Here is a 26747-nt window from a genome sequence, read left to right on the forward strand (position 1 = left end):
CTGACGTCTTATCAGACGAAGGGATGTTCATGATCGGCTGGCGCAAATCGCAGCTCGCAGCCGTCACGCTCACCGCCTCCGCCGTCGTCCTGGCCTTCGGGACCAGTGCGATGGGCGCCCCCGCCGTCCCCACTCCGAACGCCCAGGCGGCGTCGGACAATGGTGCGCCGGCCCCGGTGATCGTGATCCTGAAGGACCAGCTCTCCAGTGCCCCGGCCGACGCCGGCCACCTGGACGCGCGCAAGCAGGACGCCGCCAAGGCCCAGGCCCCGCTGCTGGACCAGGTGAAGAAGTCCGGCGGCACCGACATCAAGAGCTTCGTGGTCGGCAACGCCTTCTCGGCCACGGTCAGCCCGGCCCTGCGGGCCCAGCTCGCCGCCAACCCGGCGGTCGCCTCGGTGGTCGACGACCAGACCATCAAGGTCACCCCGCCCGCCCCGACCAAGCCCGGCACCGACAACGGGACCAGCACCGGCACCGCGCCCGCCGCGGGCAATGCCCAGGCTGACACCAAGGCCGCGGCCGCGCCGGACACCAAGGGCAGCTCCTACGACCCCAACGCGGTCTGCCCGAGCGACCCCAGCCAGCCGCTGCTGGAGCCCGAGGCGCTCTACTCCACCCACACGGAGAGCACCCCCGGCCAGCCGGGTGCGCACGAGATCGCCGACGGCAAGGGCGTCAAGGTCGCCTACATCGCGGACGGCCTGGACCCGAACAACGCGGACTTCATCCGTCCCGACGGCACCCACGCCGTGGTGGACTACCAGGACTTCTCCGGTGACGGCTTCTTCGCCCCCTCGGGTGCGGCGGAGGCCTTCGGCGACGCCTCGGCGATGATCGCGCAGGGTCGGCAGAGCTACGACGTGTCGAAGTTCGTCAACCCGAGCCACCCGCTGCCGGCCGGCTGCAACATCCGGGTCGAGGGCATCTCGCCCGGCGCCTCGCTGGTCGCGCTCAAGGCCGGTGGCGAGCTGTTCCCGAACTCGGCGATCCTGCAGTCGATCGACTACGCCGTCACGGTCGCCCACGTGGACGTGCTGAACGAGTCCTTCGGCAGCAACATCACCCCGGACAGCGGCGCGCACGACACCATCTCGCTCTTCAACGACATGGCGGCCAAGGCCGGTGTCACCGTCACCGTCTCCTCCGGTGACGCGGGCATCAACGGCACCATCGGCACCCCGGCGACCGACCCCAACGTGATCACCGCGGGCGCGTCGACGGACAACCAGAACTACGCGCAGACCGGCTACGCGGCCTTCCAGTTCTCCAACGGAACCTGGGCCAACAACCGGATCTCGGCGCTCTCCTCCGGTGGTGTCACCCAGGCCGGGCGGACCGTCGACCTGGTCGCCCCGGGTGAGTCGGACTGGGCGCTCTGCTCGCCCGACATCACCATCTACACCGAGTGCACCGACTTCAACGGCAAGGGCTCGGGCATCCAGCCCTTCGGTGGCACCAGCCAGGCCGCCCCGATGACCGCCGGCGCCGCGGCCGACGTCATCCAGGCCTACCGGGACAGCCACAACGGCGCCTCCCCCTCGCCCGCCCTGGTGAAGCAGTTCATCACCGGCACCGCCAGCGACCTCGGCCTGCCGGCCGACGAGCAGGGCGCGGGCCTGCTGAACGTGCGTGCCGCCGTCGAGGCCGCCCGCGGCTACAAGAGCCCGGCCGGTTCCCAGGACAGCAGCACCGTCGCGGTGACCACGGGTCAGCTCGACGTGACCGGCCAGGCCGGTTCGACCCACACCGAGAACGTCACGGTGGTGAACACCAGCGCGAAGCCGCAGACGGTCACCGCCAGCACCCGCAGCTTCGTGGCGCAGGGCGACGCGCAGCAGACGGTCCAGATCAACTCCTCGACCGACCCGCAGTTCCCCTACGCCACCAACGGCGCCCCGTGGGTCGCGCACAAGGTCACCTTCAACGTGCCCGCCGGCGCCGACCGGCTCGCCGCGTCGATAGCGTGGCAGGGCGCGCCGCAGGCCTCCGGCAGCAACACCGTGACCCCCGTGGTCCGGCTCACCCTGCTGGACCCGTCCGGCCGCTTCGAGACCAACACCCGCCCGCAGGGCGGCGCCACCTCGCCGAACTTCGGCATCGTGGACGTCCCGCACCCGGCCCAGGGCACCTGGACCGGCATCCTCTACACCCCGGCCGGCACCAACGGCTTCACCGGCCCGGTGCTGTTCGACGCCTCGACCCAGCGCGCGGTCCCGGCCAGCGAGGTCTCCCCGCAGGTCACCGACCTCAAGCCGGGTCAGACCAAGACCCTGCACGTGCAGGTGACCACCCCGGCCGCCGGCGGTGACGACACCGAGTCCGTCGTCGTCGCCAGCTCCAACGGCACCACCACCAGCGTCCCGGTCGTGCTGCGCAGCCTGGTCCCGCTGAACGGCGACACCGGCACCTTCACCGGCACCATCACCGGTGGCAACGCCCGCGCCTCGTCCCCGGCCCAGTCCTTCGCCTGGTCCTTCGACGTGCCGAAGGGCAAGAAGGACATCCGGGTCGGCGTGACCGTCGCCCAGGACCCGAAGCTGGTCATGCAGGGCGTGCTGATCAGCCCGAACGGCACCCCGATCGACGCCGAGAGCAACGCCGTCGCCGACGCCTCCGGCAACATCACCTCCACCGGCGCGGGCGTCTCGGCCACCACCGTCGACCCGGCCGCCGGCCGCTGGCGGTTCGTGCTGAACGTGCTCAACCCGGTCAGCGGCGCCGAGCTCGGCCAGTCCTTCACCGGCACCGTCGGCCTGGACCAGAACCAGGTCACCGCCACCGGCCTGCCGAACAACAAGGCCGACAAGCTGGCCGCCGGCCAGCCGGTCACGGTGAACGTGCAGTACACCAACAACACCGCGGCGACCCAGCAGGTGCAGGCGGACGGCCGCCTGACCAACCGGGTCAACCTGCCGCTGGTGCCGATCGGTGCCTCCGCCACGGTCGCCCTGCCGCTGACCACCAGCACCCCGGTGCCGAGCTTCCTGGTGCCCCCGGGCACCGACGCGCTGACCGGTGTGGCGGCCTCCACCACCCCGGGCCAGTTCGAGTTCAGCGGCCCGACCGGCTCGCCGGACATCTTCGGCGACCTGAAGAAGGCCCAGGACGGCTCGACCATCTCCACGGTCACCGACAAGGGCAACGCTTCGCAGCCGATCGTCCCCGGCTTCTGGGGCACCTACGTGCAGCAGATCGGCCCGTTCCCGACCACCGGCGCCCCCAAGGGCAGCTCCACCATGACCGCCTCGGCGCACACCCTGGCGTTCGACCCGGCGCTGACCTCCAGCACCGGTGACCCGTTCGCCGCGGCGTACAACGCCACCGCGCCGGCCGTGACCCCGGTCGCGGTCAAGCCCGGTGACACCGGCACCCTGCAGGTCACCCTGACCCCGAAGGGCGCCAAGGGCAGCGTGGTGCACGGCGTGCTCTACCTGGTCTCCGGCCCGGGCGGCGGCGTGCTGTCGAACAACCAGTACGCGACCACCGGCTCGGTGCTGGCGGAGATCCCGTACAGCTACACCGTCAACTGACGACGCACCACCCGGCAGTCCGTACCAAGCCGAGGCCGTCCCCGCAGCTCGCGGGGGCGGCCTCGGCCGTTGTCGGAGACAGCCTCGGCCGTTGTCGGGGCCGTCTCGCGGGGCGGCCTCGGCCGTTCTCCCCGGCCGCCGCTGTGGCACCCTTCTGGGGTGAATCCCGCAGCTCAGACCCCCAGCGCCGACCGGCTCCGCAACCCGATCGGCGCCCACGTGCCGGTGGCCGGGCGCGGCCTGGTCGGCACCGGGCTCGCCTACAACGAGAAGATCGGCGGCGAGGCGGTCCAGGTCTTCGTCGCCAACCCGCGCGGCTGGGCCACCCCCACCGGCGACCCTGCCCAGGACGAGGCCTTCCGGGCCGCCTGCGCCGCGGCCGCGGTCCCCGCCTACGTGCACGCGCCCTACCTGATCAACTTCGGCTCCGACAGCGCCGCCACCCGGGAGCGCTCCACCGCCTCGCTGCGCCACTCGCTGCTGCGCGGCCACGCCATCGGCGCGCTCGGCGTGGTGGTGCACACCGGCTCGGCGGTCGGCAGCGGCCGGCGCCGCGAGGCGATGGCCCAGGTGCGCGCCGACGTCCGCCCGCTGCTGGCCGAACTGGACGGGCTCGGTCCGGACGCACCCTGGCTGCTGCTGGAGCCCACCGCCGGCCAGGGACAGTCGCTCTGCTCCCGGCTGGAGGACCTGGCCGAGTACGCCGAGGCGCTGGACCACCACCCGCGGGTCGGGGTCTGCCTGGACACCTGCCACGCCTTCGCCGCCGGCCACGACCTGGCCGCCCCGGGCGGGGTGGCGCAGGCCCTGGACGCGCTGGAGGCGGCGATCGGCCCGGACCGGCTGAAGCTGATCCACGCCAACGACTCCAAGGACGTGGCCGGCGCCCGCAAGGACCGGCACGCCAACATCGGCGACGGGCACATCGGCGCCGACCCGTTCCGCGAGCTGCTGGCCCACCCCGCCACCGCCGGCGTCCCGCTGATCCTGGAGACCCCCGACCGCAGCGCCGCCCCCGGCTTCGGGCACGCGGCCGACGTGGCGACGCTGAAGCGGCTGCGGGCGGAGGCCGCGGCGGGGGTTCCAGCGGCGAGCTGACGGCGACGGGGCTGCCGGCGGCGGAGCGCGGGTCGCGCCGTAGCGCCGGGCGACCGGGGTGGTACGCCAGCCGGCCGGTCGACCACCCGCCGCACTCCCCCGTGCTTCCGGTACGCCCGACCCGGCACCTGCGGTGCAAGGATTCCGCAAGGCTCCGGCAGGGCTTTCGCCAGCCCGCCGGGAAACCCCCCTCCCGGCCGCGCGTCCGGCGGCCGACCTCCGGGGCTCCGTGCGAGCCCCACCGTTCGAGGCTCCAGAGGGGGAGATGACCATGTCGTCGGTCCAGCAGTCGTCCGGCCCGGCCCAGCGGGACCCGGGGCAGTGGGCGACCGTACCCGACTGCAAGAAGGTCCTGGTGGTGATCCACACCCTGGTCTACGGGATGCGGATCAGAGACCTGCTCGTGCTCTTCCACGGCGACCTGCGGGTCAACGTGGTCTTCACCGTGGCCCCGCACGCCTTCAACGACGGCACCGAGCGCGTCCTCGCCGACCTGGGCGGCGCCGTGCTGCCCTGGCAGCGGGCCGTCGAGACCGAGTTCGACCTGATCCTGACCGCCGGCTCGCAGGGCATGGAGCAGTTGCGCGGACCGCTGGTCCGGCTGCCGCACGGCGCCGGCCACATCAAGCTGTCCCGGCCGGTCGACGGCCTCGCGGGCACCATCGGGGGGATGGGCCGCGGCTACCTCACCTGGGACGGCCGCCTGGTGCCGCGCGCCTTCGCGCTGGCCCACCGCGAGGACCTGGCGACCCTGGCGGACTCCTGCCCCGAGGCGCTGCCGATCACCGAGGTGGTCGGCGACGCCGGCTACGACCGGCTGGCCGCCGGGCTGCCGCACCGCGCCGCCTACCGGCGCGCCCTCGGCCTGCGCGCCGACGAACGCTTCGTGCTGGTCTGCTCCACCTGGGGCCTGGGCTCCGCCTTCCACCGGCTGGACGCGCTGCTGCCCCGGCTGCTCGGCCTGCCGCCGGAGCGCTACCGGGCCGCCCTGCTGGTGCACCCCAACGTCTGGTCCGGGCACGGTGGCTGGCAGGTGCGCTCGTGGCTGTCCGGCGGCGCCCAGGGACAGCTCACGCTGCTGCCGCCGGAGACCGACTGGCGACCACTGCTGATCGCGGCGGACTTCATCATCGGCGACCACGGCTCGGTCACCCTCTACGGGGCGATGACCGGCGCGCCGATCCTGATCTCGCAGTACCCGTTCCGCACCGTCAACCAGCGCTCCCCCGGGGCGCAGCTGGCCCGGACCGCGCCCGCGCTCTCCCCGGGCCGGCCGCTGGAGGAGCAACTCGCCTACGCCGCCGAACGGTACCGCCCGCAGGAGTACGCCGAGATCGCCGCCCGGATCTCCTCCGAACCGGGCGCCTTCCATGCGAACATGCGCCGACTGCTGTACCGGATCCTGGAGTTGGGCGAACCCGCGCACCGGCCGGAGACCGAGCCGCTGCCGCTGCCCGGGCGGCTCGACGGAAAGGCGGAGTGAGAGCTGATGTCCAGTCAACTGACCGGCCACGTCCGCGTGCTGCTCGGCGCGCCGGCCGACGCGCCGGAGGGGCTGCTGGCCCATCTGGAACCGCCGGTTGCCGCCGATGCCGCGCCGCTGCTGGTGCGGGTGGACTGCGGGGCGCCCTACCGCGGGGCGGGGGTGGTCGACGAGCACCTGAGCGTGGGCCTGGCCGGCCCCGCCGGGCTGCGCCCGCTGGCCGACGTGCTGCACGGCGACGGGGCGGGCGGGGGTCTGGTGGCCGGGGGCCTGGTGGCTACTGATCTGCCGGCCGGGGGTCTGGTGGCCGTTGATCAGCCGGACGTTGATCCGCCGGTCGGGGACCTGCTGGCGGTGCACCCCGGCGCGCTGGTGGTGGCCACGGCGCAGCCGGACGGCGCGGTGCTCACCCGGGCGCGGGGCCACGCCCCCGTGCGCTGGGTACCCCGGGCGGACGGGCCGGCGGTGCCCCCGGGGGTGCTCGGCTCGCTGCTGCACGCCTGCCTGGTGGCGGGGCTCGCGCCGCGGGTGCTGCGCTCGGTGGCGGTGCTCGGGCCCGGCGGGGTGCGCTGGGCGGACGTTCAGCCGGTGGGCGGGCCGGGCGGGGCGGGTGGGCCGGGCGGGGCGGGTTCACCGGCGGTGCCCGCGGTGCCCCCCAGCCGCTCCAGCCTCCCCGCCAGCCGGGCCACGTCCGGGGCGCCCGCCTGCTGGTAGAGCGCCAGGGCGACCCGGTAACAGTCCCCGGCCCGCTGCGGGGCACCGGCGGCCTCCGCCGCCTCGCCCCGCAGCTCCGCCGTCCGGGCCTCCCAGGTGCGGGAGCCGGCCGTGCGGAACATCGCCCCGGCTTCCTCCAGCACCTCCTCGGCGGCCGCCGGACGACCGAGCGCGGTGTACGCGCGGCCCAGGTGCGCCAGCGCCCGGGCCGCCTCGTAGGGCTCGCCGATCGCCAGCAGCGCCCGGTGGGCCTCGGTGAGCTCGGGCAGTGCCTGCTCGGGTCGGCCCTGGGAGACGTAGACGTCGCCCAGGGTCACCCGGGTCAGCGCCGCACCCCTGGCGTAGCCCACCGAGAGCCGCAGCTCCAGGTCGCGGCGGAAGCAGCACACCGCCGCCTCCAACCGCCCGGCCAGCAGGTGCGCCTGGCCGATCCCGTGCAGCGCCTGCGCCTGGGCCTTGGCGTCACCGTCCGCCTCGGCCAACTGCTGCGCCTCCTGGTACCACTCGATCGCCTCCGCCGGGCGACCCAGGTTGCGCAGCCGCCCGGCGCCGTCGGTGAGCATCCGCGACAGCGCCGCGCGGTCGCCGGTCCGCCGGGCCGCCGTCAGGCCCAGGCGGTGCGCCTCGTCCTGGAGTTCGAAGGCCCGCAGGCGGTGGAAGAGCGGGTACATCGCGTCCACCAGCTGCCAGGTGAGGGCGTCCCAGCCCTGCTCGTCCGCCGCCCGGACGGCCTCCAGCAGGTGCCGCCGCTCCTGCTCCAGCCAGCGCAGCGCCGCCGGCTCGTCGGCCGGGTCGAAGGGCGCGGGCGGGCGCTCGGCCGTGAAGTGGCGGGCCAGCCTGGCGTGGTTGGCCGCCAGCAGCTCCTCGGCGGTGGTCGCGGCGGCCAGGTAGTGCTCCAGCAGCCGGCGCAGCGCGGCCTGCCGGTCGGCCGGGGTCTCCCGGGCCCGGGCGCGTTCGGCGGCGTGCAGGCGGACCAGGTCGTGGAAGCGGAAGCGGCCGGTGCCCAGGTCCTCGACCAGGTTGGCCTCGGCGAGTTCGTCCAGCTCCTCCGCCGCGTCCAGTTCCTCCGCCGCGTCCGGGGCCGGGACCGCGAGCAGGGCGGCCGCGTCATCGGCGGTGAAGTCGGTGAACGGCAGCAGGCCGAGCAACTGGTAGAGCCGGGCGGCCGCGGGGGCCAGCCCGGCGCAGGAGGCGTCCAGGGCACCCTGCACGGCGAGTTCTCCCTTCAGGCGCAGCGCGGCCAGCCGTTCGCCGTCCCGCTCCAGCGCGGCCGCCGTCGCCGCCAGGGTGAGCCGCGGGCGGGCCGCCACCCGGGCGGCCACCAGCGCGACGGCCAGCGCCAGGCCCCCGCAGCGGGCCGCCACCTGCCGCACCGCCTGCGGCTCCAGGCGGGCCCGCTGCTCGCCGATCCGCTGCACCAGGATCTGCTCCACGGCGCTCGCGTCGAGCAGGCCGAGCGGGTGGAAGACCGCACCGTCCACGCCCAGCCCCGAGAGCCGGTAGCGGCTGGCGACCACCACCAGCGCGACGTCGGTGCCCGGCAGCAGCTGGCGCACCTGGGCGGCCGTCACCACGTTGTCGAGCATCACCGCGATCCGCCGCCCGGCGCTGACCGACCGCCAGAGCGCCACCGCCTCCGCCTCGTCCCCGGGCACCCGCTCGACCCCGAACGCGCGCAGGAAGGCCCCCAGCGTCTCCACCGCCGGCGCCGGCCCGCCGGGCGCGTGGCCGCGCAGGTCGGCGTAGAGCAGACCGTCCTGGTAGGCGGGGGCCAGGGTGCGCAGCCAGTGCAGCACCAGGGCCGTCTTGCCGACCCCGGCCGGCCCGTTGACCACCACCAGCCCGCGGGCGGCCCCCAACGCGGCGAGCGCGGCCAGCTCGGCGGTGCGCCCGACGAACGGACCGGTGGGCGGCGGCAACTGGCGCGGCACGGGCGGCGGCGCGTGCGCGGGCGCGGGGGCGGCGTGCAGGTGGACGGTGCCGTGCACGTCCCGCGCCTGCAGCACGCCACCGGCGAGGTGGGCGGCGCCGGCGATCCGGTTGTGGGTGGTGGCGGCGGGCTCTTCGTCCGTCGTTCCCATGAGCGTTCCCCCCGGTCCACTCAGTCGGCGGTCACGGTCCTTCCAGTTGGCGCTCCGTCCCGGTCGATTCAGATTCAGTACTGTTCACAACTCGCAAGAGGTGATGCAGTGTTCTCTACCCCGCACGCACACGTGATATAGCCACGGCCGCCCGTCAATCCGTCATGCACACCATCAGGACCGGGCGGCACCGACCGAAGGGGGGAGCACCTTGCTCGAAGTACGACTCCTGGGGACGGTCGAACTCAAGGCCGCCGGGGAGCGCTGCCCGGTCGGCCCCGAGAAGATCCGCTGCCTGCTGGCCGCCTTCGCCTGGGACGCGGGGCGGCCGCTGTCCGTCGGTACCTTGGCGAACCGGCTCTGGGACTCCCAGCTACCCGCGGATCCGGCGGCCGGTATGTACGTGAACGTCTCCAAGCTCCGCCGAGCGCTGCGCACTGCGGCCCAGACCGACGGCGCCGCCGCCACCTCGCTGATCGTCTCGCACGGTCACGCCTACACCCTCGACATCGACCCGGGCATCGTCGACTACCACCGCTTCCGCCGACTCGCCGGCCGCGCACGGGAGGCCGCCGACCAGGGCGACGACCCCACCGCGCTGACCTTGCTCACCCAGGCCGACGCCCTGTGGACCGGCGAACCGCTCGCCGACCTGCGCGGCGACTGGGCCAACGCCGCCCGCGCCACCATGAACCGCGAGTGGCTGGCCACCACCCTGGCCCGAGCCGAAGTCGAGATGCGCCTCGGGCGCTTCTCGGACCTGGTGACCGTCCTGGCGCCGCTGGTCTCGGCCCACCCGACCCACCAGACCCTGGTGGCCCGGCTGATGCTCGCCCTGCACGGCGCCGGCCGCCAGGACGAGGCCCTGGCCAGGTACCGCGGCACCTATGAGCTCCTGGGCGACCAACTCGGCATCGCTCCGGGTCCGGAGCTGACCGAGCTGCACGCCCGCATCCTGGCGGGAGCACCGGCAGCGGACCTGGTCCCACGCTCGGCGGCGAAGCCCACGGAGCCGTCGGCGCCGCCGACCACGGCCGCTCCCTCCAACCTCCGCCCGCTGCGCCCCCTGATCGGCCGCGAACGCGAACTGGCCGAGCTGACGGCCGGCTCGGGCGTCGTCTCCATCAGCGGCATGGGCGGCATCGGCAAGACCGTGCTGGCCCTGCACGCCGCCCGGCTGCTGGCCGAGCGCTACCCGGAGGGCCAGTACCTGGTCAACCTGCACGCGAACTCGGCGGCACAACCGGCGCTCACACCACAGGCCGCCCTCGCCGAGCTGTTCCGCGCCCTGGGCTTCCCCTCCGGCGCGGTGCCCGCGGAGCAGGAGGAGCAGCTCGCCCTCTGGCACCGCGTCCTCGACACCCACCGCTACGTGATCGTCCTGGACGACGTCGCCGACGGCGCTCAGGTCCGCAACCTGATCCCCGCCAATCCACGGTCCTTCGTGATCCTCACCAGTCGGCGCCGGCTGAACGAACTGACGGGTGTCCAACAGCACCTCATCGACGGCCTGGCCTGGGAGCACGGCGTCGCCCTCTTCCAGCGCCTGGTCAACAACGAGCGCGCCGATGACGGTGACAAGATCCAGGAGGTGCTCGGCCGCCTGCGATACCACCCGCTCGCGACCGAGATCCTGGCCAGCCGCTTCCGGGGGCGGACGTCCTGGGACCTGGCCTACCTGGCCCAACGACTGGCCTCGTCAGCCCGCCTGGTCGACGAGATCCACGATGCGGAACAGGACCTGCGCCTGGTGTTCGATTTCTCCTACCGGTCCCTGACGCCCGATCACCAACGCGCCTTCCGCATGCTCGCGGACTTTCCCGGGCCCCGGTTCGCCCTGCACTCCGCGGCGGCGCTGCTCGGCCTGCCGCCCGCCGAGGCAGAGCGGTCCCTGGAGGAACTGGTGGACGCCAGCCTGCTGGAGGAACCGTCCCCGGAGCTCTACGCGTACCACGACCTCCTCGCCGCCTTCGCCTCGTCCCGGGCCGAGACCGAGGACACCGAGTCAGCGCGCGCCGAGGCGCTCTCCCGACTGCTGCGCTTCGAACTGGCCGCGGTGGACCGCGCCGACCGGCTCCTGTACCCGCACCGCCTGCGCCTCGACCAACCACGCTGGGACCGTACCGGCCTGCCCCACTGGGACTCCCCCGCGGAGGCACGTCGGTGGCTCGCAGCGGAACTGCCGGCGCTCCTGGCGATCCATCGCCGCACGATCACCGACCGGACGGCCGAGGCAACCTGGCTCGCCTGTTCGCTGGCCGGCTTCCTGGACGTCGAAGGCTTCTGGCAGGAGGCGATCGAGCTGCACCAGAGCAGCGTCGAGCACTTCCGGGCCGTGGCCGACCAGCGGGGCCAGGCCCGGGCGCTGCTGGATCTGGGCAACGCCTACCAGCGGGCCGCTCAGCCGCACAACGCGTTCGCCGCGACCCACCAGGCGCTGCGACTGGCCCGGCTGGTGGACGATGCCGGCGGAGAAGCCGAGGCCCTGAGTCAGCACGGGGTGCTGCACGGAGCCACCGGGGAGTTCGAAGCCGCCCTCGCACTGCAACGGGAAGCACTGGCGATCAATCGCGCCGAAGGCGACCGCCGTCAGGTCGACCGCTCGCTCAACAACCTCGGCATCCTGATGATCTTCCTGGGAGACCTCTCCGCTGCGCTCGCCTTCCTGGAAGAGGCCTTCGCCGGGTTCCACCGGCGGGGCGACCTGCGCCTGGCGGCCAGGACGCTGAGCAACATCGGTCAGGTCCTGCTGGAACAGGGCGACAGCAGTGCGGCCCGGGCCGCCCTGGAACGCTGTCTGACCGTCGGCGCCGACACCCTCTCCGCCATCGACCAGGCTATAGCTCGCAGCAACCTGGCCGCCGCCATGGACCACCCGGACGACCTGCCGACCGCTCTCGCCCTGGCCGAGGACGCCCTGGTCACCTTCCGGCAGTTCAACGACCGCCAACACGTGCTCCCCGCGCTCATGACCCTGGGCATGGTCCAACTCCGGTCGAGTCGGGGCAGGGTGGCGACAGAGACCCTGCAGGAGGCACTCGTCCTGGCCACCGCCATGGGAGCCGACCGGGAGCGTGCGATCACCGAGCGAGCCCTTGGCGTCGCCGAGATCTCTATCAACCAGTACCGGTCCGCCGAGGGACACCTCAGGTCAGCCCTTGCGCTCGCACAGCGCCTTCACGATCAAAAGACGGCAGCCGAGGCCTTGCAGGCCCTGGAATCGCTAGCCTCCCAGCAGGCGGGGTGCGACGGTGATCCAAGCACGGCCAACCCCCGCTTCGAGACCTGAAGTCAGGGCGGTCAGGGCCTCGCCGATCCGAGCCCTGCACCCGCACCGGCCCTGACAGTTGATCAAGCCTCCGACCAGACAAACCTTCTCCGCAAAGGGCCATTGTCGATCACTAGGCAGTGCGCTAGGGTGCGATCACTCTCAGTGAAAGCATCAAAAAGTAGAAGGAACTGGTACCCATGACCCGGATCGAGGGCAGCGCCCCCGTCGCTGGCCCCGTCACCGAACACCGGTCGGCCCTCCCGGCAAGGATCGGCACGCGAACGACCCGCCTCAGGCGGGCCGCAGGGCGCTTGCTGCTGCTCACGCCCGCCATCGCTCTCACGGCCGCGGTGTGCTACTGCACCTGGTGTTGGATTCCCTGCTGGAGCTGACCGGCAGGACGTGCGGTTCCCGACGGGTGGTCGGCGGAGCTTCCTCCGCCGACCACCCGCCGCGTTTGAGCCCCCACGAGGGCTCAGCGATCGCGGCCGTCGAACACACCGGCGCGAACACCCGCCAGGAAGGCCCGCCACGCGCCGGCCGAGAACGCCAGCGTCGGCCCGCCGACATCCTTGCTGTCCCGCACCGGCATGACACCGGGGAGCCCGTCGGCCACCTCCACACAGTTGTTCGTCGACCCGCTGTGACTCGACCTGCGCCAGGCCATCGACCGCTCTGCGGCGTCCATCAGCTCGCCCCTCTCATCTCTGCCAGAATGCTACGGATCACGTCACAGCTGTCGCGCGGATTCAGGGCGGCCGACCTCAGGTTCTCGAAGACGGTCCGATACCTCTCGGCTTCGTCCGGGCCGTCCAGGTAGAGCGACGAGGTCAGGTTCTCCAGGTACACCACGTCCCCGGCAGTGGGGAGCGGGTAGGAGAAGACGACGAACGGCCCGGACATCCCGGCGTGTGCGCCGACCTCGAACGGGAGCAGCTGAACCGTGGTGTTCTGCAGCTCCGCCACGGCCAGCAGATGCTCCAGCTGTTCGCACATCACCTCCCGCCCGCCGACCGGTGTGCGTAGCGCGGCTTCACCGATGATCGCCGACAGCCGCACGGGAGTCGGCGACGTCAGAACCTCCTGACGCGCCAGCCGGACAGCGGCGAAGGCCTCCAACGCACCCTCGTCGAGAATCGAGGGATTCGCGCGAGTCACCGCGCGGGTGTACTCGGCCGTCTGCAACAGCCCCGGCACCAGCGCCGTTTCGAACGTCCGGATCTGCGAAGCCTCCGCCTCCAAGGCGATCAGATCCGCATACTCCGGCGACAGGGTGTCCGCGTACTGCTGCCACCAGCCACGCTTGCGACTGTCCCGCGCCAGGGCCTCCAGGGCCCGTGCCGCCTCGGGGTCCGCGACGCCGTAGTAGCCGAGCAGCGGAGCGATGTCGCGCGGCCGGATGCCGGTCTGGCCGAGCTCGACCCTGCTGACCGTCGCCTTGTGGACCTCCAGGTAGCCGGCCACCTCCTCGACGGTCTTCCCGGCCGCCTCGCGCAACCGCCGGAGCTGCGAGCCGAGCCTGCGCCGCCGGAGCTCCGCCATGCCCGAAACGCCCGCCCGACCGCCCTCCCCCGCCACCCGCGAGCGCTGCTGGCTCCCGCGCAGCCGCCGCGCCCCGGCCACGGCCAGGGTCCTGCTCCGCTCCTTCCTCAGCCGGCAGCAGGACGGCGAACACTTCATCGACAAGGCCGAGTTGCTGGTCAGCGAACTGGTCACCAACGCACTGGTGCACGGCACCCGCGCCGACCAGCTGATCCGCCTCACCCTTGAGGTCGAGGACCGCCTGCTCCGGATCTCGGTCGAGGACGCATCAGCCGACCCGCCCTGCCTGGGCAGCGGCATCGAGGCCGAGACCGAGGCCGTGTCGGGACGCGGCCTGCTGCTCGTCGACCGGCTCGCCGAGAAGTGGGGCTGGGGCCCGCGTGACGGCATCGGCAAGCTGGTCTGGTGCACCTGCACGCCCGCGTCGGACGTCGGGTAACGCCCTGCAAGTTCGCGCAAGCCGCTGGCACCGCTGTTGCTCCCCCTGCAAGCCTGAACACGGGTATCGTCTGCCTCACCGCGGAGGTCGTCATGGCACTGCACAAGCTGGGCAAGGACCCCGAGTCGCCGGTCAACAACTCGCCGACCCTCTACTACGACGACGAGACCGACACCTACCTGGTCCAGTCCTGGAAGGTCACGGACCAGAAGCGACTCGAGCAGTTGGACATCCCGGACCACGAAACGGTGATCGAGTGGCCCAGGCGCATGATGCAGTTCTTCCCGGAGGTGAGTGGTGACGCTGGACCCGAACAGGTTTGACGACCTGCTGCGGCAGTGCGGCCGCTCCGCCCTGCACCTGGAGATGCGCGACGGGTACATGCACTCCGATCCGGCGTTCGTCGACTGGAGGGCGGGCCGGCCGGTGGACCCCGCGGCCCGGTGGCCGCAGTGGTTCGCCATGGTGGCCGAGGCCGGCGAACGTGGCGTCGTCGTCCGTCGACTCCGGATCGTCTCCGAACCGGTCAGCGACTACGTCCGCTTCGAGTACGAGATCACCGATGGCCTGAACGTCGCCGCCGGCGAGGAGGTTCGCTGGCTGCCTCGACGACTGGCCACCGACATCGCGCTCCCCGGCAACGACTTCTGGCTGTTCGACGGCCGGTTGCTGCTGGTCAACCACTTCGACGGCAACGGGGAGCCGACACCACCGGAGCTGACGAAGGATCGGCACGTGCTGCAGCTGTGCGCTGCCGCCTTCGAGACAGCCTGGGCACGAGCCACCCCACACGCGGAGTACCGACCCGCGTGACGGGCATCAGCCGACCGTGACCCCGCAGTACTCGACCGTGCAACAGGCCCGGCAGGACCTGGGCCGACGCCTGCGCGAGATCAGGAAGGACTCCGGTCTCACCGCACGCGCACTGGCCCTTCGGGCCGGCTGGCACGAGTCGAAGTGCTCGCGGATCGAGCACGGCCGCACGCCGCCGTCGGATGCCGACCTCAGGGCGTGGACGCTGCACTGTGCGGCCGAAGACCAGCTGGCCGACCTGATCGCCACGGCCCGCGGGATCGAGGGCACGTACGTCGAGTGGCGACGGTTGGAGCGCGCAGGCCTCAAACGTGCCCAGGAGTCCGCAAGCCCGCTGTTCGAACGGACCCGACGGTTCCGCTCGTACTCGTCGTGGTTGATGCCCGGCCCCTTCCAGACCGCCTCCTACACCCGGGCGGTGCTCCGCGGAACCGCGCGTCGGCGCGGCCTGTCGGAGGACGTCGAGGACGCGGTTGCGGTGCGGATGCAGCGGCAGCGCGTGCTGTACGAGGGCGCGCACCGCTTCGCGGTCCTGATCGAGGAGTCCGCGCTGCGGAAGTCCGTCGGTGGAGCGGATGTGATGCACGGTCAGCTCGACCGCCTGTACGGCGCCGACGCGCGTCAGCTGATCGCGGCAGCAGCCACTGCCCTCGGGTGAACGGGTGCAAGTTCGTGCATGCTCCTGGAGGGCCTGCGCAGCTCGTCCTTACCGTCATCGGCATGACAGATCCCGCGGCGTCCGCCCCGCAGCACCCCACCCTCGGCGACCGCCGGCACGCCGACCTGCACGCCGCCGTGCACACCTGGTTGGAGACCCACCGCCTGCATCCCGACCCCGGGACCTACCTGTCCCACGGATACCTGCGGCTGTGCCTGCGGGCCTGGCCCGCCGCGAGCGGCGCCCCGCTGCTGCTCGCGGCGACGTGGGCGGTCTGGACCTGGCTCGCGGACGACGTGCTCGAGGTCTGGGTCGTCGCGGCAGGAGAGAGCCGCTGGGTCCTTCGAGATCACCTACCGCGGCGCCGTTCCGGCCTGCGGCCCGTAACCAGGCCCAGCCGGCGACAAGAGGGCGGCCCGACCGGCCGTCGGTAGGATGACTGGTATGGCAACAAAGAAGTACACCGTGACACTGCCCGAGGAGCTGGCAGAGGAGATCCGCGCCGAGGTGGGGTCCGGTGGATTCAGCCGGTACGTCACGCAGGCCATAGAGCGCCAGCGCGAGCGCGACCACCTGCACGAGTTCGTCGGTTGGTGGGAGGGCGAGCACGGCAAGGTGACCGACGAGGAGCTGGCGGCAGCAGAGGCGGAGCGGCTCGCGCTCCAGCGGCAGCATGCGGAACGCAAGGCTCGCTCAGCTCCTGAACGCAAGGCGGGTTGATGTCAGAGCTCGTCTACCTGCTCGACAGCGAGGGTCTCTCCCAGGCGGTCCTCGGGCATCGCGGGATGGGTGCCCGGCTCAAGGACGCGGATCGATCCGGTATCCGGGTCATGACCACGTCGATGACCCTCGTCGAGGCCCATCACGGGCGCGTCAAGAGGGCAGCATGGACCTGGACCCTGTCCAGGATCGCAGTCGAGCCGGTGACCAGAGAGATCGCCGGAGAGGCGATCGAGCTGCTGGCGACCGCGGGTCTACACGGACACAAGTACGCCATTGACGCCGTCCTCGCCGCCGTAGCGCTGCGTCAGCGCGGGGACGTCACGATCTTCACCTCCGACGAGGAGGACATGCGCCTGCTCTGCGGGGACCGCGTCGTGGTCAGGGCGATCTGACGCGCGTGTCGGGTGGGCGTAGCCCGGCGGGCGGGACGAGGCTGGGTGGGTGGGGGTCGACCTAGGAGGTAGTGATGGCTGGCGACGGGTTCACCACGTGTCTGTGGTTCGACGGGCAGGCGGAGGAGGCGGAGGAGTTCTACCTGTCCGTGTTCAAGGGTGGGAGGCTCGGGCGGGTCGGGCGGTACACCGAGGCCGGGCCGGGGCCGGCGGGGAGTGTGATGGCGGTCGAGTTCGAGGTCAACGGGCAGCGGTTCGTGGGGCTGAACGGTGGGCCGCAGTACACGTTCAGTCCGGCGATCTCGTTCCAGATCGAGTGCGCGGACCAGGCCGAGGTCGACTACTACTGGGACCGGCTGACCGACGGCGGGCAGCCGGTGCAGTGCGGGTGGGTGACCGACCGGTACGGGGTGTCGTGGCAGGTGGTTCCGGCCGGGGTGGTGGAGCTGGTCGGGGATCCGGATCCGGAGAAGGCCCGGCGGACCACGGAGGCGATGTTCAAGATGGTCAAGCTGGACATCGCGGAGCTGCGGCGGGCGCACGACGGCGGGTGAGGGAAAGCGGGTGAGGGAAAGCGGTGGCCGAGTGCGTCGACGGGTCGACGCACTCGGCGCCGGCTCAGCCCACCGGCTGCACCTCAGGGGCCGACGCCGCCTCCGAGGCCGCCGCGGACGCCCCCGCGCCGCGCCCCCGCCCCAGGTGGTTGAAGAGCAGGTTGAGCACGATCGCCGAGAGGCAGCCCGCCGAGATGCCCGAGCTCAGCACGGTGGCGACCTGCTGCGGGAAGGCGTGGTAGAAGCCCGGGTAGGCGATCGGGAAGATGCCGAAGGCCAGGCTGGCCGCGACGATCAGCGCGTTCGAACCGGCCGACAGGTCGGCCTTGCTCAGGGTGCGCAGCCCGGCCACCGCCACCGAGCCGAAGAGGACGATCCCGGCGCCGCCGAGGACCGGCTGCGGCACCAGCGAGACCAGGCCGCCGACCACCGGCATCAGGCCCATCACGACCAGGAAGCCACCGCCGAGGGCGACCACGTACCGGCTGCGGATCCGGGTCAGCGCGACCAGGCCGATGTTCTGCGCGAAGGCGGAGCAGATGAAGCCGTTGAACACGCCGCCGAAGGCGGTGGCCAGGCCGTCGGCGCGCAGGCCGGCGGCGATGGTGCGGTCGGTGGCCGGGCGTTCCACCACCTCGCCGAGCGCGATCATGTCCGCGGTGGACTCGGTCATCGAGACCACCATCACCACCAGCATCGAGATGATCGAGGCCACCTCGAACCTGGGGGCGCCGAAGGCGAACGGGTGCGGCAGCGCGAAGACCGGCAGTGCGGCGAGCGCGTGCAGGTCGACCTTGCCGAACGGGATCGCCACCAGGGTGCCGGCGAGCAGGCCGAAGAGGATCGCGATCCGCTGCAGGAAGCCGCGCAGGAAGCGGTTGAGGAGCAGCACGGCGAGCAGGGTGAAGCCGGCCAGGCCGAGGTTGCCCACCGAACCGTAGGAGTGCGCCGCGGCGTTGCCGCCCTGCGCCCAGTTGCCCGCCACCGGGAGCAGGGAGACGCCGATCAGGGTGATCACCGTGCCGCTGACCACGGGCGGGAAGAATCTGATCAGGCGGCAGAAGAGCGGCGCGGCCAGGAAGCAGCACAGGCCGGCCACGATGGTCGAGCCGAAGATCAGCGGCAGCGCGGCGCCCTTCTTCGCCTCGACCACGGCGAGTACCGGCGAGACGGTGGCGAAGGAGACCCCGTTGACGAACGGCAGCCGGGAGCCGACCCGCCAGAAGCCCAGGCACTGCAGCAGGGTGGCGACGCCGGCGATGAAGAGGGCGGCCGCCAGCAGCGCGGTCAGTTTGGCCGGGCTCAGGCCGACCGCGCCGCCGATGATCAGCGGCGGCGCGGCCACGCCGGCGTACATGCTGGCCACGTGCTGCACCGCGACGGCCGACATCCGGCCGACCGGGAGCAGTTCGTCCACCGGGTGCACGGGCGCATCCGACGCCGACGGCGAGGACGCCGACGACGGCGGCGATGACGGCGACGGCGGGGCGAAGTCCTGACGGGCCATGGCTGTGGTCCCTCCACATCTGACGGTGGCTTCGGGCCCGGGAACGACGACCGAAGTGCGGGACGGGGCACGGTGCCGCTGGGACGACCCTGGCGGACGGCGCGGCCGTCGCCCACCGCCGGCTCCTGCGGCGAACAGGAGCCGGCCCATGCGGTGTCACATGCATTGCTAAGACAATATGTAGATATCCACGATGCGGAATCCGATTTCCGCGTTGCAGAGAATCTAGGAAGACCCTCCCCGCTCGTCAATAGCTCCTGCCGGATCCCACCCGAGGTCCACATACTCTTGGAGGTTTATCCAAGAGCGCCCGTCCAGCCCGTCCAACCCGTCCACCCCGCCCACCCCGTCCAGCCGACCTCAGTACGTCATGCCCATCACCGTCCGCACCTGGGCCAGCGTCACGTCCGCCACCTCGTTGGCCCGCGCGTTGCCCCGGGCCAGCACCTCGCGCAGGTAACCACGGTCCCCGGCCAGCTCGGCGCGGCGCTTGCGGATCGGGCGCAGGTGCTCGTTGACCGCCTCGGTGACCAGCGCCTTGAGCCTGCTCGCCCCGCCCTCGCCGATCTCCTCGGCCACCGCGTACGGGTCCCGGCCCTGACAGAGCCCGGCCAGGCTGAGCAGGCTGGACACCTCGGGACGGTGCTCCGGGTCGAAGGTGATCCGGCGCTCGGTGTCGGTCTTGGCACCGCGGATCAGCTGCGCCGTCTCGTCCTCGCCCGCACCCAGCGCGATGGCGTTGCCCCGGCTCTTGCTCATCTTGCCGCCGTCGGTGCCGAGCAGCAGCGGCATCGCCGACAGCAGCGCCTCCGGCTCCGGGAAGAGCGGCGAACCACCGCGGGTGTAGCGGGCGTTGAAGCGGCGGGCGATGGTCCGGGTGGCTTCCAGGTGGGGCAGCTGGTCCTGGCCGACCGGGACCAGGCGCGCCTTGCAGAACAGGATGTCGGCCGCCTGGTGCACCGGGTAGGTCAGCATCAGGCCGCTCACCTGGGCCTGCCGGGAGTGCTGGATCTCGTCCTTGACCGTGGGGTTGCGGTGCAGTTCGGCGGTGCTGATCAGGGAGAGGAAGGGCAGCAGCAGTTGGTTGAGCGCCGGCACCGAGCTGTGCGTGAAGATCACCGCGCGCTCAGCGTCGATCCCCACCGCGAGGTAGTCCAGCATCAACTCCTCGACCGTCTCGGGGAGTTTCTCCGCGGTGTCGCGGTCGGTGAGCACCTGGTAGTCGGGGATCACGATGAACAGCTCGGCGCCCTCGCTCTGCAGGCGCACCCGGTTCTGCAACGAACCGAAGTAGTGGCCCAGGTGCAGCGGGCCGGTCGGGCGGTCACCGGTCAGCACGCGGGGGCGGAACGCGGCGGTGGTCATGGCGGCTTCTCCTCGGGACACGGGCGGGGCGGCCGTTCGGCGGGCGGCCCGTGCTGGGAGCAAGCGAAAGGGCCGTCCGTCCGGACGGCCCTGGGCATGCGGGATGCGCGGCCGTCCTAGGACGGCCACCAGCTGAGAGTGAGCAGTGGTGTGCGCATGGGCACCACTGTAACCCCTGCGCCCGGGCGCCGGGCAAGCGTTCAAGGGGTCGCCGTTTCACGTTCACCACAGCACCCGCGGATCCGGCCTAACCTGAGCGGCTGTCAATCGACCCGAGGCGAGGAGTTTCCGTGGACCAGCCCTTCGATGCCCCCGAGCCCGCAGCCGGCCCGGCGGGCCCGGCAAGCCACGGCACGGCAAGCCACGGCACGGTGAGCCGCCGCGCCGCGCTGCGGCTGACCGCCGGCATGGGCGGCGCCGCGCTCGCCGCGGGGCCGCTGCTCGGCGCCTCCCCCGCGCAGGCTGACGACGGCTCAGCTGACGACTCGTCGGACCCCACGGGCGCCGGCTCGCCGCTGCTGCTCACCCGTCCCGAGTCGCTGGGCGCCCCGGCGGTCGAGGGCCTGCACCTGACCTTCGGCGCCGACCCGGCCCGGCAGATGACCGCCTCCTGGAGCACCGACGGCCCGGTGCGCAACCCCCGGGTCCAACTGGGCACCCTGGAGGGCGGCTTCGGCCGCACCGTGCAGGCCGAGACCCGCACCTACACCGACGGCGTGAGCAACCGGATGGTCTACACCCACCACGCCCGGATGGAGAACCTGCGCCCCGGCACCTACTACACCTACGCCGCGCTGCACGACGGCGGCCGCCCGGACGCCGGCACCTTCCGCACCGCCGAGCGCGGCCGCCAGGCCTTCACCTTCACCAGCTTCGGCGACCAGGCCGTGCCGAGCACCACCTGGCAGCCGGACGGCAAGGGCGGCTACACGGTGGTGCCCAGTGGCATAGCCTCGCCCGCCTCCGCCGACATCGTGGCCGGCATCGAGCAGGTCGACCCGCTCTTCCACCTGCTCAACGGCGACCTCTGCTACGCCAACATCTCGCCCGACCGGCTGCGCACCTGGCAGGGCTTCTTCGCCAACAACACCCGCTCGGCCCGGTTCCGTCCGTGGATGCCGGCGGCCGGCAACCACGAGAACGAGAAGGCCAACGGCCCGATCGGGTTCACCGCCTTCCAGACCCGGTTCGACCTGCCGGACAACGGCGGCGACGACGAGACCCAGGGCCTCTGGTACTCCTTCACCGTCGGTTCGGTGCACGTGGTGGTGCTGCAGAACGACGACGTGGCCTACCAGGACGCCGGCGACGCCTACGTGCACGGCTACAGCGGCGGCGCCCAGCGCGCCTGGCTGGAGCAGGACCTGGCCCAGGCCCGGTCCGACTGCTCGATCGACTGGGTCGTGGTCTGCATGCACCAGGTCGTGATCAGCTCCTCGGACGCCAACGGCGCCGACCGCGGGGTGCGCGAGCAGTGGGGCCCGCTCTTCGACCGCTACCAGGTGGACCTGGTGGTCTGCGGCCACGAGCACGACTACGAGCGCTCGCTGCCGGTGCGCGGCACCGTCTCCGGTTCCGAGACGCTGACCCCGAACCCGGTCTCCACCGCCACCGACGTGATGGACACCTCGCTGGGCACGGTGCACATGGTGCTGGGCGGTGGCGGCACCTCCTCGCCGAGCAACAAGTCGTTCTTCCAGCCGGCCAAGGCCAAGGTGATCACCGGGGTCGGCGCGGTGGGGGCCAACGGCAAGCGGACCCCGGTGTACGTGTACGAGGACGCGCCGTGGGTGGGTGTGCGGGACGAGGACCACTCGTACGGGTTCGCCGCGTTCACCGTGGACCCCGGCACCCACCCGGGCGGCACCACCAGCATCCACGTCACCTACTTCCGGGTGGCCCAGCCGGACGGGTCGATCAGCCCGATGGAGAACTTCGTGCTGCACCGCAAGCGCTCCGACGGCAACTGAGCCGTCCGACGCACCAGCAGCCGCGCCCGCCACTTCCCCGGCGGGCGCGGCTTTTTCGTCTCCCTCCTTCGTTGACATCGGCCGCCTGCGGGGAGAGGCTAAGCAAGCGCTTAGTCACCCGCCTTCGAAGGAAGCCCATGACAGAGACTCCCCCGGGCCTCGACCTCGCCGCCCTCCAGGCCCACCTGGGCACCGGCCCGCTGCGCGCCGAACTGATCGAGGGCGGCCGCTCCAACCTCACCTACCGCCTCACCGACGGCACCGAGCGCTGGGTGCTGCGCCGCCCGCCGCTCGGCCACGTGCTGGCCACCGCGCACGACATGGCCCGCGAGTACCGGGTGATCGGCGCGCTGCACGGCTCGCCGGTCCCGGTGCCGCGCCCGGTGCGGCTGACCGAGGACCCGGCGGTGATCGGCGCGCCGTTCTACCTGATGGAGTTCGTCGAGGGCACCGCCCACCGGGACAGCGCGGCGCTGGCCGCCCTCGGGCCGGCCCGGGTGCAGGCGCTGGCCGGGCACCTGGTGGACACCTTGGTGGCGCTGCACGCGGTCGATCCGGCGGAAGTCGGCCTGGCCGACTTCGGGCGCCCGGACGGCTTCCTGGCCCGGCAGGTGCAGCGCTGGGGCAAGCAGCTGGCCGCCTCGCGCAGCCGCGAGGTGCCCGGCATCGACGCGCTGGCCGGGCAGCTGGCCGACCGGCTGCCCGCCTCGCCGGCGCCCACCCTGGTGCACGGCGACTACCGGCTGGACAACGTGCTGGTCGGCCCGGACGACCGGATCACCGCGGTGCTGGACTGGGAGATGTCCACCCTGGGCGACCCGCTCACCGACCTCGGCCTGCTGGTGATGTACACCGAGCTGGCCGCCGAGTTCGCCGGGGTGATCCCGGGCGTGGCGCTGGCTCCCGGCTTCCCGAGCGGCGCCGAGCTGGTCGAGCGGTACGCGGCGGGCACCGCGGGCAGCGGGCGCGAGGTCGGCCGGGTCGCCTGGTACGTCGCCTTCGCCTCGTTCAAGCTCGCCGTGGTGCTGGAGGGCATCCACTTCCGCTACCAGCAGGGCCGCACCGTCGGCGCCGGCTTCGACCGGGTCGGCCAGCTGGTCCCGCTCTTCGTCGCCCACGGCCTGACCGCACTCAAGGAGCACTGACCCCCATGGACTTCGCCTTCGACGCCCGCACCGAGGAGCTGCGCGGGCACCTCACCGCCTTCCTGGAGGAGTGCGTCTACCCGGCCGAGCAGCGCCTGGTGGTCAACGACGACTGGTCCACCCCGGCGGTCGTCCGCGAGCTGCGCACCGAGGCCAGGGCGCGCGGCCTGTGGAACCTGTTCTGCGAGCTGCCCAACCTGCAGTACGCGCCGCTGGCCGAACTCACCGGCCGCAGCATCCTGTTGGCCCCGGCGGCCACCAACTGCGCCGCCCCGGACACCGGGAACATGGAGCTGCTGGCCCAGTTCGGCGACGAGGCGCAGCGCAAGGAGTGGCTGGAGCCGCTGCTGGCCGGCGAGATCCGCTCGGCCTTCGCGATGACCGAGCCGGCGGTCGCCTCCTCGGACGCCGGCAACATCGAGACCCGGATCGAGCGGGTCGGCGGCGACTACCTGGTCAACGGCCGCAAGTGGTACATCACCGGCGCGATGAACCCGGAGTGCAAGGTCTTCATCGTGATGGGCAAGACCGACCCGGACGGCGATCCGCACCGGCAGCAGTCGATGGTCCTGGTGCCGCGCGACACCCCCGGGGTCACCGTGAAGCGGGCCATGACGGTCTTCGGCTACGAGGACCGCGACCACGGCGGCCACGCCGAGGTGCTCTTCGAGGACGTCCGGGTGCCGGCCGGCAACCTGATCGGCGAGCCCGGCTCCGGCTTCGCGATCGCCCAGGCCCGGCTCGGCCCGGGCCGGATCCACCACTGCATGCGGGCGATCGGGATCGCCGAACGGGCGCTGGAACTGATGTGCCGCCGGGTCAGCGAGCGGGTGGCGTTCGGCAGGCCGCTGGCCACGCAGGGCGTGGTGCAGGACTGGATCGCGGAGTCCCGGGTGCGGATCGAGCAGGCCCGGCTGCTGGTGCTGAAGACCGCCTGGCTGATGGACACCGTGGGCAACAAGGGTGCGCACACCGAGATCCAGGCGATCAAGATCGCGGTGCCGCAGACCGTGGAGTGGATCCTCGACAAGGCGGTGCAGGCGCACGGCGCGGCCGGCGTCAGCCAGGACACCCCGCTCGCCCAGCTCTGGGCCGGCAACCGCACCCTGCGGCTGGCGGACGGCCCGGACGAGGTGCACCGCCGCTCGCTGGCCCGCCGGGAGCTGCGGAGGTACCAGGCGTGAACGAGGACGACCTGCGCGCACTGACCCAAGAGCTCCTGGCCACCCACCCGCACGCGGACGTCGACCCGCTCGACTTCCAGGCCCGGCTCGACTTCCTGCGTGCGAGGTTCGACGCCGGCCTGGCCTGGGTGCACTTCCCGGTCGGCCTCGGCGGGCTCGGCGCCCCGCGCGCCCTGCAGGCGGTGGTCGACGCCGAACTGGCGGCCGCCGGCGCCCCGGACAACGACCCGCGGCGGATCGGCATCGGGCTGGGCATGGCCGCCCCGACCATCCTGCGTTACGGCACCCCCGAGCAGCAGCGGCGCTGGCTGCGCCCGCTGTGGACCGGCGAGGAGGTCTGGTGCCAGCTGTTCAGCGAACCCGGCGCCGGCTCCGACCTGGCGGCGCTGGCCACCCGCGCGGTCCGCGAGGTCGACGGCTCCTGGCGGGTGGACGGCCAGAAGGTGTGGACCTCCTCCGCCCACACCGCCCGCTGGGCGATCCTGCTCGCCCGCACCGACCCCGACCTGCCCAAGCACCAGGGGATCAGCTACTTCGTCTGCGACATGACCGACCCCGGCGTGGAGGTCCGACCGCTGCGCCAGCTCACCGGTGAGGCCGAGTTCAACGAGGTCTTCCTGACCGGCGTGCGGATCCCCGACACCGACCGGCTCGGTGCCGTCGGCGAGGGCTGGCGGGTGGCGCAGACCACGCTGAACAACGAGCGGGTCGCGATCGGCGGCCAACCGATCCCGCGCGAGGGCGGGTTGATCGGCATGGTCGCCGAGACCTGGCGCAGCCGACCGGAGTTGCGCACCCCCGAACTGCACCAGCGACTGCTCGGCCACTGGGTCTCGGCCGAGGTGCTGCGGCTGGCCGGCGAACGGCTGCGCCAGCAGCTCGCGGCCGGCCAGCCCGGCCCCGAGGGTGCCGGCGGCAAGCTCGGTTTCGCCCGACTGGCCCAGGAGTTGACCGGCTTCGAGGTCGAACTGCTCGGTGAGGAGGGCCTCGGCTACGACGACTGGACGCTGCGCCGCCCCGAACTGGTCGACTTCACCGGCCGCGAGGCCGGCTACCGCTACCTGCGGGCCAAGGGCAACTCGATCGAGGGCGGCACCAGCGAGATCCTGCGGAACATCATCGCCGAACGGGTGCTCGGCCTGCCGCCGGAGCCGCGCGGCGACAAGGACCTCCCGTGGAAGGAGCTCTCCCGGTGAACCTGCTGTACGACGAGGTGGAGGAGGAGCTGCGGGCGGCGGTGCGCAAACTGCTGCACGACCGCAGCCCGGCGAGCGCGGTCCTGGCCCGGGTCACCACCGGCGCCGGCGACGACCTGGCGCTCTGGCGGGCACTGGCGGTGGACCTGGGCGCCGCCGGGGTCCGGGAGGGCGGCGGCTCGCTCCGCGAGGTCGCCGTCGTGCTGGAGGAGCTGGGCCGGGCGGTGGCGCCGGTGCCGTACCTCGGCAGCGCGGTGCTGGCGGCCACGGCGCTCGGCGAGCAGGCGGGGCTGCTGGCGGACGGCGAGCGGATCGGGGCGCTGGCGGTGCCGTTCAGCCGCGGGCCGGGGCGCGGCGGCACCTCGCCGGTCACCGTCTCCGACGGCCGGCTGACCGGGCGGATCACCTCGGTGGCCGACGCCGGCTCGGCCGACCTGCTGGTGGTGCCGGGCCCGCACGGCGAACTGTGGCTGGTGGAGCGCGGGTTCACCGTGCAGCCGCGGACCTCGTTGGACCTCACCCGGCCACTGGTGGACGTGCTGCTGGACGGCACCCCCGGCCGGCTGCTCACCGAGGACCCCGCGGTCCTGGAGCACGCGTTGCGCACCGGGGCCGGGCTGCTCGCCGCCGAGCAGCTGGGGATCGCCGAGTGGTGCCTGGCCACCACGGTCGAGTACCTGAAGGAGCGCCGGCAGTTCAACCGTCCGGTGGGCTCCTTCCAGGCGCTCAAGCACCGGTTGGCCGACCTGTGGCTGGAGGTGGTCGGCGCCCGCGCCGCCGCCCGGGCCGCGGCCGACGCCCTGGCCACCGGGGCCGCCGACGCCGCGGTGCTGGTCGCGGTGGCCGCCGCGCACTGCGGCACGGTCGCGGTGCGGGCCGCCGAGGAGTGCGTGCAGCTGCACGGCGGCATCGGGATGACCTGGGAGCACCCGGCGCACCTCTACCTGAAGCGCGCCAAGGCGGACCAGCTGGCCCTCGGCACCCCAGGGCAGCACCGCGCGACGCTGGCGGAGCTGGTGGACCTGCCGGCGGCGTGAGCGGCGGGGCCGGGCGGCGGGGCGCAGCGAGCGACCCGCCGC

At 72.8% G+C, this 26747-nt stretch carries 22 protein-coding genes; 17 read left to right on the plus strand and 5 right to left on the minus strand.

From position 1 onward, the window contains the following. Positions 1-29: 29 nt before the first annotated feature. From ACQRUO_RS16275 to ACQRUO_RS16285, 3 genes are all read left to right on the plus strand, one after another. Positions 30-3533 (plus strand): S8 family serine peptidase, encoded by a 3504-nt coding sequence (locus tag ACQRUO_RS16275; protein ID WP_428316626.1) that lies wholly within the window; start codon positions 30-32, stop codon positions 3531-3533. A 159-nt stretch (positions 3534-3692) separates the two neighbouring features. Further along, a complete protein-coding gene (locus tag ACQRUO_RS16280) occupies positions 3693-4631 on the plus strand; it encodes a deoxyribonuclease IV (protein ID WP_428316627.1) in 939 nt (312 codons plus the stop codon). A 271-nt stretch (positions 4632-4902) separates the two neighbouring features. Beyond that, positions 4903-6114, plus strand: a complete 1212-nt coding sequence (locus ACQRUO_RS16285; protein WP_428316628.1) for a hypothetical protein — start codon at positions 4903-4905, stop codon at positions 6112-6114. Between the two features lie 581 nt (positions 6115-6695). Here the strand turns inward: ACQRUO_RS16285 and ACQRUO_RS16290 are convergent. After that, complete coding sequence (locus ACQRUO_RS16290) at positions 6696-8909, minus strand: tetratricopeptide repeat protein (RefSeq protein WP_428316629.1); 2214 nt, start codon at positions 8907-8909, stop codon at positions 6696-6698. Positions 8910-9120: 211 nt separating this feature from the next. Between ACQRUO_RS16290 and ACQRUO_RS16295 the strand changes: the two genes are divergently transcribed. Further along, positions 9121-12198, plus strand: coding sequence for a BTAD domain-containing putative transcriptional regulator (locus ACQRUO_RS16295; RefSeq protein ID WP_428316630.1), 3078 nt, complete (start codon positions 9121-9123; stop codon positions 12196-12198). A gap of 457 nt (positions 12199-12655) precedes the next feature. Here the strand turns inward: ACQRUO_RS16295 and ACQRUO_RS16300 are convergent, their stop codons facing one another. Together ACQRUO_RS16300 and ACQRUO_RS16305 are read right to left on the minus strand one after the other, a co-directional pair. Beyond that, positions 12656-12868 (minus strand): DUF397 domain-containing protein, encoded by a 213-nt coding sequence (locus ACQRUO_RS16300; protein WP_428316631.1) that lies wholly within the window; start codon positions 12866-12868, stop codon positions 12656-12658. Beyond that, positions 12868-13722, minus strand: coding sequence for a helix-turn-helix domain-containing protein (locus ACQRUO_RS16305; RefSeq protein ID WP_428316632.1), 855 nt, complete (start codon positions 13720-13722; stop codon positions 12868-12870). Before ACQRUO_RS16305 ends, ACQRUO_RS16300 begins: the two co-directional genes overlap by 1 nt. Here ACQRUO_RS16305 and ACQRUO_RS16310 point away from each other — a divergent pair. The 8 genes from ACQRUO_RS16310 to ACQRUO_RS16345 all read left to right on the plus strand — a co-directional run bounded on the left by ACQRUO_RS16310 (position 13721) and on the right by ACQRUO_RS16345 (position 17301). After that, positions 13721-14161: an ATP-binding protein gene (locus ACQRUO_RS16310; RefSeq protein ID WP_428316633.1), complete on the plus strand. Its 441-nt coding sequence runs from the start codon at positions 13721-13723 to the stop codon at positions 14159-14161. The two genes, ACQRUO_RS16305 and ACQRUO_RS16310, sit on opposite strands and share 2 nt — an antisense overlap. A gap of 92 nt (positions 14162-14253) precedes the next feature. Beyond that, positions 14254-14484 (plus strand): hypothetical protein, encoded by a 231-nt coding sequence (locus ACQRUO_RS16315; RefSeq protein ID WP_428316634.1) that lies wholly within the window; start codon positions 14254-14256, stop codon positions 14482-14484. Further along, positions 14459-14974, plus strand: a complete 516-nt coding sequence (locus tag ACQRUO_RS16320) for a DUF6879 family protein (protein ID WP_428316635.1) — start codon at positions 14459-14461, stop codon at positions 14972-14974. Before ACQRUO_RS16315 ends, ACQRUO_RS16320 begins: the two co-directional genes overlap by 26 nt. Before the next feature lie 16 nt (positions 14975-14990). Then, positions 14991-15632: a Scr1 family TA system antitoxin-like transcriptional regulator gene (locus ACQRUO_RS16325; RefSeq protein ID WP_428316636.1), complete on the plus strand. Its 642-nt coding sequence runs from the start codon at positions 14991-14993 to the stop codon at positions 15630-15632. 62 nt (positions 15633-15694) lie between these two features. After that, positions 15695-16066 (plus strand): hypothetical protein, encoded by a 372-nt coding sequence (locus ACQRUO_RS16330; RefSeq protein ID WP_428316637.1) that lies wholly within the window; start codon positions 15695-15697, stop codon positions 16064-16066. 10 nt (positions 16067-16076) lie between these two features. Continuing rightward, positions 16077-16352, plus strand: coding sequence for a hypothetical protein (locus ACQRUO_RS16335; RefSeq protein ID WP_428316638.1), 276 nt, complete (start codon positions 16077-16079; stop codon positions 16350-16352). Then, positions 16352-16747 (plus strand): PIN domain-containing protein, encoded by a 396-nt coding sequence (locus ACQRUO_RS16340; RefSeq protein WP_428316639.1) that lies wholly within the window; start codon positions 16352-16354, stop codon positions 16745-16747. Before ACQRUO_RS16335 ends, ACQRUO_RS16340 begins: the two co-directional genes overlap by 1 nt. Before the next feature lie 74 nt (positions 16748-16821). Further along, the gene (locus tag ACQRUO_RS16345) at positions 16822-17301 is read left to right on the plus strand and encodes a VOC family protein (RefSeq protein WP_428316640.1); all 480 of its coding nucleotides are present in this window, start codon (positions 16822-16824) and stop codon (positions 17299-17301) included. A 64-nt stretch (positions 17302-17365) separates the two neighbouring features. Here the strand turns inward: ACQRUO_RS16345 and ACQRUO_RS16350 are convergent, their stop codons facing one another. Both ACQRUO_RS16350 and trpS read right to left on the minus strand, forming a co-directional pair. Further along, on the minus strand, positions 17366-18808 hold the full coding sequence (locus ACQRUO_RS16350; RefSeq protein ID WP_428316641.1) for a nucleobase:cation symporter-2 family protein: 1443 nt from the start codon (positions 18806-18808) through the stop codon (positions 17366-17368). Between the two features lie 360 nt (positions 18809-19168). After that, the gene (trpS, locus tag ACQRUO_RS16355) at positions 19169-20173 is read right to left on the minus strand and encodes a tryptophan--tRNA ligase (protein WP_428316642.1); all 1005 of its coding nucleotides are present in this window, start codon (positions 20171-20173) and stop codon (positions 19169-19171) included. Positions 20174-20463: 290 nt separating this feature from the next. On the opposite strand from trpS, the gene ACQRUO_RS16360 reads away from it, so the two are divergent. The 5 genes from ACQRUO_RS16360 (at position 20464) to ACQRUO_RS16380 (ending at position 26705) form a co-directional block, all read left to right on the plus strand. After that, on the plus strand, positions 20464-22143 hold the full coding sequence (locus tag ACQRUO_RS16360; protein ID WP_428316643.1) for a purple acid phosphatase family protein: 1680 nt from the start codon (positions 20464-20466) through the stop codon (positions 22141-22143). Positions 22144-22280: 137 nt separating this feature from the next. Beyond that, on the plus strand, positions 22281-23288 hold the full coding sequence (locus ACQRUO_RS16365; RefSeq protein WP_428316644.1) for a phosphotransferase family protein: 1008 nt from the start codon (positions 22281-22283) through the stop codon (positions 23286-23288). A 5-nt stretch (positions 23289-23293) separates the two neighbouring features. Further along, on the plus strand, positions 23294-24472 hold the full coding sequence (locus tag ACQRUO_RS16370) for an acyl-CoA dehydrogenase family protein (RefSeq protein WP_428316645.1): 1179 nt from the start codon (positions 23294-23296) through the stop codon (positions 24470-24472). Continuing rightward, the gene (locus ACQRUO_RS16375; RefSeq protein WP_428316646.1) at positions 24469-25668 is read left to right on the plus strand and encodes an acyl-CoA dehydrogenase family protein; all 1200 of its coding nucleotides are present in this window, start codon (positions 24469-24471) and stop codon (positions 25666-25668) included. Before ACQRUO_RS16370 ends, ACQRUO_RS16375 begins: the two co-directional genes overlap by 4 nt. Next, the gene (locus tag ACQRUO_RS16380) at positions 25665-26705 is read left to right on the plus strand and encodes an acyl-CoA dehydrogenase family protein (RefSeq protein ID WP_428316647.1); all 1041 of its coding nucleotides are present in this window, start codon (positions 25665-25667) and stop codon (positions 26703-26705) included. Before ACQRUO_RS16375 ends, ACQRUO_RS16380 begins: the two co-directional genes overlap by 4 nt. The last annotated feature ends 42 nt before the right edge of the window (positions 26706-26747 follow it).

This window comes from Kitasatospora sp. LaBMicrA B282, assembly GCF_050325825.1.
In the GTDB taxonomy this organism is placed as follows: domain Bacteria; phylum Actinomycetota; class Actinomycetes; order Streptomycetales; family Streptomycetaceae; genus Kitasatospora.

Coding starts and splice junctions, on each gene's coding strand:
- ACQRUO_RS16275 (WP_428316626.1), top strand. CDS start 30: ATGATCGGCTGGCGCAAATCGCAGCTCGCAGCCGTCACGCTCACCGCC.
- ACQRUO_RS16285 (WP_428316628.1), top strand. CDS start 4,903: ATGTCGTCGGTCCAGCAGTCGTCCGGCCCGGCCCAGCGGGACCCGGGG.
- ACQRUO_RS16290 (WP_428316629.1), bottom strand. CDS start 8,909: ATGGGAACGACGGACGAAGAGCCCGCCGCCACCACCCACAACCGGATC.
- ACQRUO_RS16300 (WP_428316631.1), bottom strand. CDS start 12,868: ATGGACGCCGCAGAGCGGTCGATGGCCTGGCGCAGGTCGAGTCACAGC.
- ACQRUO_RS16310 (WP_428316633.1), top strand. CDS start 13,721: ATGCCCGAAACGCCCGCCCGACCGCCCTCCCCCGCCACCCGCGAGCGC.
- ACQRUO_RS16305 (WP_428316632.1), bottom strand. CDS start 13,722: ATGGCGGAGCTCCGGCGGCGCAGGCTCGGCTCGCAGCTCCGGCGGTTG.
- ACQRUO_RS16315 (WP_428316634.1), top strand. CDS start 14,254: ATGGCACTGCACAAGCTGGGCAAGGACCCCGAGTCGCCGGTCAACAAC.
- ACQRUO_RS16330 (WP_428316637.1), top strand. CDS start 15,695: ATGACAGATCCCGCGGCGTCCGCCCCGCAGCACCCCACCCTCGGCGAC.
- ACQRUO_RS16335 (WP_428316638.1), top strand. CDS start 16,077: ATGGCAACAAAGAAGTACACCGTGACACTGCCCGAGGAGCTGGCAGAG.
- ACQRUO_RS16340 (WP_428316639.1), top strand. CDS start 16,352: ATGTCAGAGCTCGTCTACCTGCTCGACAGCGAGGGTCTCTCCCAGGCG.
- ACQRUO_RS16345 (WP_428316640.1), top strand. CDS start 16,822: ATGGCTGGCGACGGGTTCACCACGTGTCTGTGGTTCGACGGGCAGGCG.
- ACQRUO_RS16350 (WP_428316641.1), bottom strand. CDS start 18,808: ATGGCCCGTCAGGACTTCGCCCCGCCGTCGCCGTCATCGCCGCCGTCG.
- trpS (WP_428316642.1), bottom strand. CDS start 20,173: ATGACCACCGCCGCGTTCCGCCCCCGCGTGCTGACCGGTGACCGCCCG.
- ACQRUO_RS16365 (WP_428316644.1), top strand. CDS start 22,281: ATGACAGAGACTCCCCCGGGCCTCGACCTCGCCGCCCTCCAGGCCCAC.
- ACQRUO_RS16370 (WP_428316645.1), top strand. CDS start 23,294: ATGGACTTCGCCTTCGACGCCCGCACCGAGGAGCTGCGCGGGCACCTC.